A 9,865-nucleotide genomic window follows, 5' to 3' on the forward strand; every position below is an offset into this window, starting at 1 on the left:
CTATTGACTTCGATACTTGAAGGCATAGTCTCTGCAACGTTGCTTTTACCTTCAGGTTCCTTTCGGGGTGCCCGAAGGCGATCCACCCCGGCGGCGTTGCCGGTAGCCCGAGGAGTACACGTGTCCCGCACAGCGCAGGCAGCCAGTTCAGGAGCCAGGACGGCTCATCCCGAGCATCTCGGGCACGTCATCTTCATCGCGGCGGCGGCCGCGATGGGCGGTTTCCTCTTCGGCTACGACAGTTCCGTGATCAACGGTGCCGTCGAGGCCATCCGCGACCGTTACGACGTCGGCTCCGCCATGCTGGCCCAGGTCATCGCCGTCGCGCTGATCGGCTGTGCGATCGGCGCCGCCACCGCCGGCCGGATCGCGGACCGGATCGGCCGTATCCGCTGCATGCAGATCGCGGCGGTCCTCTTCACCGTCAGCGCCGTCGGCTCCGCGCTGCCCTTCGCGCTGTGGGACCTCGCCATGTGGCGCGTCATCGGCGGCTTCGCCATCGGCATGGCCTCCGTGATCGGCCCGGCCTACATCGCCGAGGTCTCCCCGCCTGCCTACCGCGGCCGCCTCGCCTCCTTCCAGCAGGCCGCGATCGTCTTCGGCATCGCGGTCTCGCAGCTGGTCAACTGGGGTCTGCTGAACGCCGCCGGTGGCGACCAGCGCGGTGAGCTGATGGGCCTGGAGGCCTGGCAGGTCATGCTCGGCATCATGGTCGTCCCGGCGATCGTCTACGGCCTGCTCTCCTTCGCCATCCCGGAGTCCCCGCGGTTCCTGGTCTCCGTCGGCAAGCACGAGCGCGCCAAGGAGATCCTCGAAGAGGTCGAGGGCAAGGACGTGGACTTCGACGCCCGCGTCGCCGAGATCGAGCACGCGATGCACCGCGAGGAGAAGTCCTCCTTCAAGGACCTGCTCGGCGGCGGCTTCTTCTTCAAGCCGATCGTCTGGATCGGTATCGGCCTGTCGGTCTTCCAGCAGTTCGTCGGCATCAACGTCGCCTTCTACTACTCGTCGACGCTGTGGCAGTCGGTCGGCGTCGACCCGACGCAGTCGTTCTTCTACTCGTTCACGACCTCGATCATCAACATCGTCGGCACCGTGATCGCGATGATCTTCGTGGACCGCGTCGGCCGCAAGCCGCTCGCCCTCATCGGCTCGGTCGGCATGGTGATCGCGCTGGCGCTGGAGGCCTGGGCCTTCTCCTCCGACCTGGTCGACGGCACGCTCCCGGCCACGCAGGGCTGGATCGCCCTGATCGCCGCCCACCTGTTCGTGCTCTTCTTCGCCCTGTCCTGGGGTGTGGTCGTCTGGGTCTTCCTCGGCGAGATGTTCCCGAACCGCATCCGCGCCGCCGCGCTGGGCGTCGCCGCCTCCGCGCAGTGGATCGCCAACTGGGCCATCACGGCGAGCTTCCCGTCGCTGGCCGAGTGGAACCTGTCCGGCACGTACGTGATCTACACGATCTTCGCCGCGCTCTCCATCCCGTTCGTCCTGAAGTTCGTGAAGGAGACGAAGGGCAAGGCCCTGGAGGAGATGGGCTGACCGCCCCGCCCCGAACCCGGGGAGAAGGGCCAAGTCCCCGCTGCCCCTCTCCCCGTACTGTCCGCCGCCCCCGGCCCGCGCATCCGCCCGGACCGGGGGCGGCGGTCTGTCGTGTCCCGTTGGCCGTCGGCGACGAGCGGGCTCCCGGGGCCGGTACGGCCCTCGGTGTCGGCGCACTCTGCGCCGTGCGCGGTCCGGGTGGAGGGGGCTGGCCAAGGGCTCCTTGGGTGTGGCGCCCGCAGGCACCGGCGGGGGAGACGTCGGCGGCCCCTACGCCATGCGAGCCCGGGCGTGGCTGAGACCAGGCGCCCTGCGCATGGCGTCGGCCGGCATGGGGCGCGGAAACGCCGGCGCCCCCCGCACCGCAGGGTGCAGGGGGCGCGTGGGTTCGTCCGCGGGTGGCGTCAGACGGTCACCGACTCCGGCTGCTCGGCGGCACGGTCGGCCGCCGTCGCCGGGACGACCACCGGTGGCTTCGGCAGGACGACGTACAGCAGGCCGGAGATGACGACCGTGGCGACCCAGCCCAGGCCGTACTCGCCGATGACGTTGTTCGCGGCGAGGGGGCCGGTGAACCAGTCGGAGGTGGTGAACATCAGGCCCGCGGCCAGGCCCACCGCCCACGCGGCGACGGCCGCGGGGGAGAAGCCGCCGCGGTACCAGTAGGCGCTGGTCCGGCCGGTGTCGGCCAGGGCCTCGCCGTCGTACTCCTTGCGGCGCAGCATGTCCGCGCCGAAGACGCCGACCCACGCGGAGAAGGCGACCGCCAGCAGCGACAGGAAGGCGATGAAGGAGCCCATGAAGCTGGTCGCCACCAGCATCAGCACACCGCCGAAGATCAGCGAGATCACCGCGTTGACCGAGACCGCCCAGTGGCGCGGGACGGTGAAGCCCAGGGTCTGGGCCGTGAAGCCGGCCGAGTACATGGACATCGAGTTGATCAGCAGCATGCCGATCAGCGCGATGATCAGGTACGGCACCGCGATCCAGGTCGGCAGGATCTCGCCGAGGAAGGAGACCGGGTCGGCGGCCTTGGCCAGGTCCGGCGTGGAGACGGCCATGATCATGCCCATCAGCACCATGGGCAGCACGACGATGCCGGCGCCGCCGATGGTCACGCCCACGATCCCCTTCGAGGACGCCGTGCGCGGCAGGTAGCGCGTGAAGTCCGGGGCGGACGGGATCCAGCTGACGCCGCCGGCCGCGATCAGACCGACGCCGGTGATCATCGCGGCCACCGAACCGGCGGACCGGTCGAAGACCGCGGACCAGTCGGTGTCGACGACCAGGTAGCCGAGGACCAGCACCGAGAAGGCGCCGAAGAGGTACGTCGCGTACTTGTTGCACTTCTGGACCGCGTTGATCCCCAGCCCCGAGATCGCGAACGTCGCCACGACGAAGGCGAGCAGCGTCACCATGTCCAGCACGCTGTTGGCCCGCACGCCGAACACGATGTCCAGCACGGTGAGCACCGCGTACGCCCCGGTCACCGCGTTGATCGTCTCCCAGCCCCAGCGGGCGACCCAGATCAGCGAACCCGGCAGCAGATTGCCCCGCTGGCCGAACACGGCCCGCGACAGCGCCATCCCCGGAGCCCCGCCGCGCTTCCCGGCGATGCCGATCAGCCCGACCAGGCCGTACGACACGACCGGCGCGGCGGCCGCGACGACCAGCGCCTGCCAGAAGTTGAGCCGGTACGCCACGACGAGGCTCGCGCCCATCGTGAGCAGCAGCACGCTGATGTTGGCGCCGACCCAGGTCGGGAACAGCTCACGGGTCCGGGCGGTGCGCTCGTGGTCGGGCACCTGCTCGATGCCACGGGTTTCCAGGGCGCCTTCGTTCTCGGCGGTCTTGCTCATGTGGGGGGTCCGTGCCTCGATCGTGGGAGAAGAGGGGGCGGTCGGGACTCTACGCGCGTTGACGCAGCCTCCTCCATCGTACTTTGATCCGACTCCTGCCCTCCAGGGGCCTTTGTCCTTTGGAGGAAGCGACGAGGGGGGTGTCCTCGGGGTCCATGGCTGATACTGGACGCGTTATGGAAATCGTCATCCTTGCTGTAGTCATCGCCGTGGTCGTGATCGGCGCGCTCGGCGGGCTGCTCGTGGGCTCGCGTCGCAAGAAGCAGCTGCCTCCGCCGCCGCCCACCACGCCCGACATCACCGCCCCTCCGGCCGAACCGCACGTCGGCGACGAGGCCGAGACGCCGCGCGACGAAACGCGCCGGACGATAGAGGAGGTCGACCTCCCGGACGGCGGCACCGCCACCGTCGAGGAGCCGCCCGTCGTCGAAGAGCTCGAGATCCCGCAGATCGAGGTTCCCGAGCCCACCGCCGGCCGACTGGTCCGGCTCCGTGCCCGCCTCTCCCGCTCGCAGAACGCCCTCGGCAAGGGCCTGCTCACCCTGCTCTCGCGGGAGCACCTCGACGACGACACCTGGGAGGAGATCGAGGACACCCTGCTCACCGCCGACGTGGGCGTGCAGCCCACCCAGGAGCTGGTCGAGCGGCTGCGCGAGCGGGTGAAGGTGCTCGGCACCCGCACCCCCGACGAGCTGCGCGCCCTGCTGCGCGAGGAGCTGATCAACCTCGTCGGCCCCGACATGGACCGCGAGGTCAAGACCGAGCCGCCGAACAGCAAGCCCGGCATCGTGATGGTCGTCGGCGTCAACGGCACCGGCAAGACCACCACCACCGGCAAGCTCGCCCGCGTCCTGGTCGCCGACGGCCGCACCGTCGTCCTCGGCGCCGCCGACACCTTCCGTGCCGCCGCCGCGGACCAGCTCCAGACCTGGGGCGAGCGGGTCGGCGCGCACACCGTGCGCGGCCCGGAGGCCGGCGACCCGGCCTCCGTCGCCTTCGACGCGGTCAAGGAGGGCAAGGAGATGGGCTCGGACGTCGTGCTCATCGACACCGCCGGCCGCCTGCACACCAAGACCGGCCTCATGGACGAGCTGGGCAAGGTCAAGCGCGTCGTGGAGAAGCACGCCCCCCTGGACGAGGTGCTGCTCGTGCTCGACGCCACCACCGGTCAGAACGGCCTGATCCAGGCCCGGGTCTTCGCCGAGGTCGTCGACATCACCGGCATCGTGCTCACCAAGCTGGACGGCACCGCCAAGGGCGGCATCGTGGTCGCCGTACAGCGCGAGCTGGGCGTGCCGGTCAAGCTGATCGGGCTCGGCGAGGGCGCGGACGACCTGGCGCCGTTCGAGCCCGCGGCCTTCGTGGACGCCCTCATCGGAGAGTGACCCGCCGAGACGCGACGAACCAGAGCGGACTCCGACGCATACATGAGCGCCCGCCCCCCGGAATCACGCCGGGGAGCGGGCGCTTCGTCGTAGGGGGCGTGGGCTCGTCGCCGTAGGGGGCGCGCTCGCGCCGTCGTAGGCGGGCGGGGCACGCCGTGGCGGGCGGGCCGGTCATGTCGCCGTAAGGGCCCTAGTGCAGTGTCGCTGTACGGGCCTCCGTGCAGTGTCGCTGTACGGGCCTTCGCGCAGGATCGCCGTACGGCCTCCGCGCCGGAGCGGCCGGCCTGGCCGGCCTCCTACGCCCGCGAGCGGTGGGCGACGTACGCCAGCGTGCCCAGCAGCAGACGGGCCGCGGGCGGCTTGGTGGCCGAGTCGAGGTCCGGGTGGCGCAGCCAGCGCACCGGGCCCCGGCCGCCGCGGTCGGAGGGCGGGGCCGTGATGTACGTACCGGAACCGAGGCCGCGCAGGTCGAGGGCGGATGGGTCGTCCCAGCCCAGCCGGTAGAGCAGCCGGGGCAGTTCGGCGGCGGCGCCCGGGGCGACGAGGAAGTGGGCGCGGCCGTCGGGGGTCGCCGCGACCGGACCGAGCGGGAGGCCCATGCGCTCCAGCCGGGTCAGCGCCCGCAGCCCGGCGGCCTCGGCGACCTCGATCACGTCGAAGGTCCGCCCGACCGGCAGCATCACCGCGGCACCCGGGAACTGGGCCCAGGCCTCGCTCGCTCCGTCCAGGGTCGCCCCGGCCGGCACCCGGGGGGCGAAGTCCAGCGGATGCGCGCCCGGCGCCGGGCAGTCGGACCGCCCGCACGAGCAGGCACCCGCCGCGGTCCGGGCGCCCGGCACCACGTCCCAGCCCCAGAGCCCGGTGAACTCGGCCACGACGGTGCACTCGGCGGCGCGGCCGCGGCGGCGCGCGCCGGACCGGATCTCGCGCATGCCCCGACTGCTGCCGATGCCGATCGTGAAGCCCATGCCCCCTCCAACGGGTCCGACACAGCGGCGGTTACGCAGCGGACGTGAAACGTGACTCTCTGCTTCCAACTCCCCAGTGCGACGCGGTTCAGACAGCGTCCGGAAGCACTCCGGGGTGGTGTGCCCGACGACGCACGCCCCGGTGTGCACCCTTGCACCTACTCCCGGTTGGCCTATGTCAAGTGAATCGCGTCCCGGCCGGGGGGAGTTCATTCGAAGGGGTGGCGAATGGTGGCGATTCCGCAATCGCCATGGCTGGACGAGTGATCGTAGGACTACTTTGTGTGCATGGAGCCGTGGGGCACATGCACTTGTGGGTATGCCGGAGGCAACTCGGCTTTCCGTTCGAAGGGTGGCAACCGCCGGACGGAGGGCCCCAACCACCGGCATTCTGATAGGGCTTGGCGCACTCGGCGACAGGTGGTCTCAGGGATGGGGGCGTTCCAGTGAGCGGCAACGGCGGAAGCGGTACGAGCGCGGGAAGCGCGTCGCACGCTGACAAGCGCCCGAACGAGCTGCTCACTTCGTGGTTCGCCCGCAGCGGCTGGTCCAAGGGCGAACTGGCCCGCCAGGTCAACCGCCGGGCCCGTCAGCTGGGCGCCGGCCACATCTCCACCGACACCTCCCGGGTGCGCCGCTGGCTGGACGGCGAGAATCCGCGCGAGCCGATCCCGCGGATCCTGTCCGAGCTGTTCTCCGAGCGCTTCGGTGTCGTCGTCTCCGTCGAGGACCTGGGCCTGCGCTCCACCCGCCCCACGCCCTCCGCGACCGGGGTCGACCTGCCCTGGACGGGCCCGCAGACCGTGGCCCTGCTCAGCGAGTTCTCGCGCAGCGACCTCATGCTGGCGCGGCGCGGCTTCCTCGGCAGCTCGCTGGCCCTCTCCGCGGGCCCGTCCCTCATCGAGCCCATGCAGCGCTGGCTCGTCCCCTCGCCCCCGGCCGCCCCGTCCGCCGGGCGCGAGCCCGCTCCGGCCTCCCGCGCGCGCGGGAGGCTCTCCCGCCCGGAGCTGGAGCTGCTGGAGTCCACCGCCGTCATGTTCCGCCGCTGGGACGCCCAGTGCGGCGGCGGCCTGCGCCGCAAGGCGGTGGTCGGCCAGCTGCACGAGGTGACCGACCTGCTCCAGGAACCCCAGACCGAGACCACCCGCGCCAAGCTGTTCAAGGTCGCCGCCGAGCTGGCCGAGCTGGCCGGCTGGATGTCGTACGACGTCGGGCTCCAGCCCACCGCGCAGAAGTACTTCGTGCTCGCCCTGCACGCCGCCAAGGAGGCGGGGGACCGGCCGCTCGGCTCGTACATCCTCTCCAGCATGAGCCGCCAGATGATCCACCTCGGCCGGCCCGACGACGCCCTGGAGCTGGTCCACCTCGCCCAGTACGGCAGCCGGGACTGCGCCAGCCCCCGTACCCAGTCGATGCTGTACGCGATGGAGGCCCGCGCCTACGCCAACATGGGACAGCCCGGCCGCTGCAAGCGCGCGGTGCGCATGGCCGAGGACACCTTCGCCGAGGCCGCCGAGTGGGACGAGCCCGACCCCGACTGGATCCGCTTCTTCTCCGAGGCCGAGCTCTACGGCGAGAACAGCCACTCCTTCCGCGACCTCGCCTACGTGGCCGGCCGCAGCCCCGCCTACGCCTCCCTGGCCGATCCCCTGATGCGCCGGGCCGTGGAGCTGTTCGCCGAGGACGACGAGCACCAGCGCTCCTACGCGCTGAACCTGATCGGCATGGCCACCGTGCACCTGCTGCGCCGCGAACCCGAGGAGAGCACCGTCGTGGCCGTCGAGGCCATGCGCATCGCCAAGAAGGTCCGCTCCGAACGAGTCAACACCCGCATCCGCAAAACCGTCGACACGGCCGTACGCGATTTCGGCGACCTCGGCGAGATCGTCGACCTCACCGAGCGGCTCGCCGTCGAGCTTCCGGAGACCGCCGAAGCGGTCTGACACCCACCGACCCCGGCCGCGGCCGGCCCTCCCGAACTGCCCGACTCGGCTCCCCCATGCCAGGTCATTCGGAGGCCGCCGCGGCCGGCTCATGCCCCGGTGCGGGACGTTGCGCCACCATAACGATCGCTTGGACCCGCATCCGGCAGTTCACTCACGCGTAACACACCCGGCGCCTTCGTCACGGCGGCGAAACAACGGGGGGCACCGACCGAAACGGCGCTGCGCCAATGTCGTGGCGCATAACCGGCCCGCCCCCTCAGTCCCGCCCAGGCTTCGCCCGCACGGGGCCGTACCAACGACGAGGAGACGCCGATGGCTCCAGCCATCACGCTTGCCGCAGAGACGGAGCTCTCTGCCGCCAACACAGGCTTCATGCTCATCTGCTCCGCCCTGGTGATGCTCATGACGCCGGCCCTGGCCTTCTTCTACGGAGGCATGGTCCGCGTCAAGAGCACCCTGAACATGCTGATGATGAGCTTCATCAGCCTAGGCATCGTCACCGTCCTGTGGGTGCTGTACGGCTTCTCCATGGCGTTCGGCACCGACACCGGTGGCATCGTCGGCTGGAACTCCGACTGGGTCGGCCTCAGCAGCATCGGCCTGACCGAGCTGTGGGACGGCTACACCATCCCCGTCTTCGTCTTCCTGGTCTTCCAGCTGATGTTCGCGGTGCTCACACCCGCCCTGATCAGCGGCGCCCTCGCGGACCGGGTGAAGTTCACCGCCTGGGCGCTGTTCATCGCCCTGTGGGCCACGGTTGTCTACTTCCCGGTCGCGCACTGGGTCTGGGGCGCCGGCGGCTGGGCCTTCGAGCTGGGCGTGATCGACTTCGCCGGCGGTACGGCCGTGCACATCAACGCCGGCGCCGCGGCCCTCGGCGTGATCCTGGTGATCGGCAAGCGGGTCGGGTTCAAGAAGGACCCGATGCGCCCGCACAGCCTGCCGCTGGTCATGCTCGGCGCCGGCCTGCTGTGGTTCGGCTGGTTCGGCTTCAACGCCGGCTCCTGGCTCGGCAACGACGACGGCGTGGGCGCGCTGATGTTCGTCAACACGCAGGTCGCCACCGGTGCCGCCGTCCTCGGCTGGCTCGCCTACGAGAAGATCCGGCACGGCGCCTTCACCACCCTGGGCGCGGCCTCCGGCGCCGTCTCCGGTCTGGTCGCCATCACCCCGGCGGGCGGCGCGGTCTCCCCGCTCGGCGCGATCGCCATCGGCGTCATCGCCGGTGTGCTCTGCGCCATGGCGGTCGGCCTGAAGTACCGGTTCGGCTACGACGACTCGCTCGACGTGGTCGGCGTCCACCTCGTCGGCGGCATCCTCGGCTCCCTCCTCGTCGGCTTCTTCGCCTCCGGCAAGGGCCAGTCCGACGTCGAGGGCCTCTTCTACGGCGGCGGCCTGGACCAGTTCTGGAAGCAGTGCGCCGGTGTCTTCGGGGTGCTCGCCTACTCCCTGGTCGTCTCTGCCATCCTCGCCCTGATCCTGCACAAGACCATCGGCATGCGGGTACCGGAGGACGACGAGGTGACCGGCATCGACCAGGCCGAGCACGCCGAGACCGCATACGACTTCAGCGGTGCCGGCGGCGGTGCCGCCCGGACGACCGCCGCCACGGCCGCCCCGACGGCCACGCAGACCGCGAGCAAGAAGGTGGACGCATGAAGCTCATCACCGCCGTCGTCAAGCCGCACCGGCTCGACGAGATCAAGGAGGCCCTCCAGGCCTTCGGGGTCCACGGCCTGACCGTCACCGAGGCCAGCGGCTACGGCCGCCAGCGCGGCCACACCGAGGTCTACCGGGGCGCCGAGTACACGGTCGACCTGGTGCCCAAGATCCGCATCGAGGTGCTGGTCGAGGACGACGACGCCGATCAGCTGATCGAGGTCGTGGTCAAGGCGGCCCGCACCGGCAAGATCGGTGACGGCAAGGTGTGGTCCGTCCCGGTCGACACGGCCGTACGGGTGCGGACCGGCGAACGCGGTCCGGACGCCCTCTGAGGCGGGAAACCAGAACAGGAGTCGCCGGGTGACGAGTACGGACGTGACGAAAGAAGCAGAGGACTCGGGACCCGGCGGCTACGCGGCGGCCCGGCTGCGCCTCCTCACCGAGGGGGCGCGGTCCGGGCCGCCGCGCCCTTCGGCCCACGCCGAACATACCGACCACAGGCTGTC

7 protein-coding genes are annotated in these 9,865 nt (G+C 70.9%); 5 read left to right on the forward strand and 2 right to left on the reverse strand.

Features of this window, described 5'->3' with window-relative positions; genetic code table 11:
• Positions 1–120: 120 nt before the first annotated feature.
• On the forward strand, positions 121–1,539 hold the full coding sequence (locus ACFC1X_RS37530) for a sugar porter family MFS transporter (RefSeq protein WP_376363168.1): 1,419 nt from the start codon (positions 121–123) through the stop codon (positions 1,537–1,539).
• Between the two features lie 404 nt (positions 1,540–1,943).
• On the opposite strand, the gene ACFC1X_RS37535 is transcribed toward ACFC1X_RS37530, so the two are convergent.
• Positions 1,944–3,398 carry a cytosine permease gene (locus ACFC1X_RS37535; RefSeq protein WP_376363171.1) on the reverse strand — a complete coding sequence of 485 codons (1,455 nt, stop codon included), beginning with the start codon at positions 3,396–3,398 and terminating at the stop codon, positions 1,944–1,946.
• A 176-nt stretch (positions 3,399–3,574) separates the two neighbouring features.
• Between ACFC1X_RS37535 and ftsY the strand changes: the two genes are divergently transcribed.
• Complete coding sequence (ftsY, locus tag ACFC1X_RS37540) at positions 3,575–4,783, forward strand: signal recognition particle-docking protein FtsY (RefSeq protein ID WP_376363174.1); 1,209 nt, start codon at positions 3,575–3,577, stop codon at positions 4,781–4,783.
• Between the two features lie 296 nt (positions 4,784–5,079).
• On the opposite strand, the gene ACFC1X_RS37545 is transcribed toward ftsY, so the two are convergent.
• On the reverse strand, positions 5,080–5,751 hold the full coding sequence (locus ACFC1X_RS37545; RefSeq protein WP_376363177.1) for a bifunctional DNA primase/polymerase: 672 nt from the start codon (positions 5,749–5,751) through the stop codon (positions 5,080–5,082).
• 446 nt (positions 5,752–6,197) lie between these two features.
• Between ACFC1X_RS37545 and ACFC1X_RS37550 the strand changes: the two genes are divergently transcribed.
• The 3 genes from ACFC1X_RS37550 to ACFC1X_RS37560 all read left to right on the forward strand — a co-directional run bounded on the left by ACFC1X_RS37550 (position 6,198) and on the right by ACFC1X_RS37560 (position 9,691).
• Entirely contained in the window at positions 6,198–7,694 is a 1,497-nt protein-coding gene (locus ACFC1X_RS37550; protein WP_376363180.1) for a hypothetical protein, read from the forward strand.
• 315 nt (positions 7,695–8,009) lie between these two features.
• On the forward strand, positions 8,010–9,356 hold the full coding sequence (locus ACFC1X_RS37555) for an ammonium transporter (protein WP_376363183.1): 1,347 nt from the start codon (positions 8,010–8,012) through the stop codon (positions 9,354–9,356).
• The gene (locus ACFC1X_RS37560; RefSeq protein WP_376363186.1) at positions 9,353–9,691 is read left to right on the forward strand and encodes a P-II family nitrogen regulator; all 339 of its coding nucleotides are present in this window, start codon (positions 9,353–9,355) and stop codon (positions 9,689–9,691) included. Before ACFC1X_RS37555 ends, ACFC1X_RS37560 begins: the two co-directional genes overlap by 4 nt.
• Positions 9,692–9,865 lie beyond the last annotated feature (174 nt).

The sequence above is a fragment of the Streptomyces sp. NPDC056128 genome, assembly GCF_042263835.1.
Taxonomy (GTDB): Bacteria; Actinomycetota; Actinomycetes; order Streptomycetales; family Streptomycetaceae; genus Streptomyces.

What these genes read in the sequence shown, in the direction of transcription:
- ACFC1X_RS37545 (WP_376363177.1), bottom strand. Translation starts at nt 5,751, where the DNA reads ATGGGCTTCACGATCGGCATCGGCAGCAGTCGGGGCATGCGCGAGATC.
- ftsY (WP_376363174.1), top strand. Translation starts at nt 3,575, where the DNA reads ATGGAAATCGTCATCCTTGCTGTAGTCATCGCCGTGGTCGTGATCGGC.
- ACFC1X_RS37560 (WP_376363186.1), top strand. Translation starts at nt 9,353, where the DNA reads ATGAAGCTCATCACCGCCGTCGTCAAGCCGCACCGGCTCGACGAGATC.
- ACFC1X_RS37555 (WP_376363183.1), top strand. Translation starts at nt 8,010, where the DNA reads ATGGCTCCAGCCATCACGCTTGCCGCAGAGACGGAGCTCTCTGCCGCC.
- ACFC1X_RS37535 (WP_376363171.1), bottom strand. Translation starts at nt 3,398, where the DNA reads ATGAGCAAGACCGCCGAGAACGAAGGCGCCCTGGAAACCCGTGGCATC.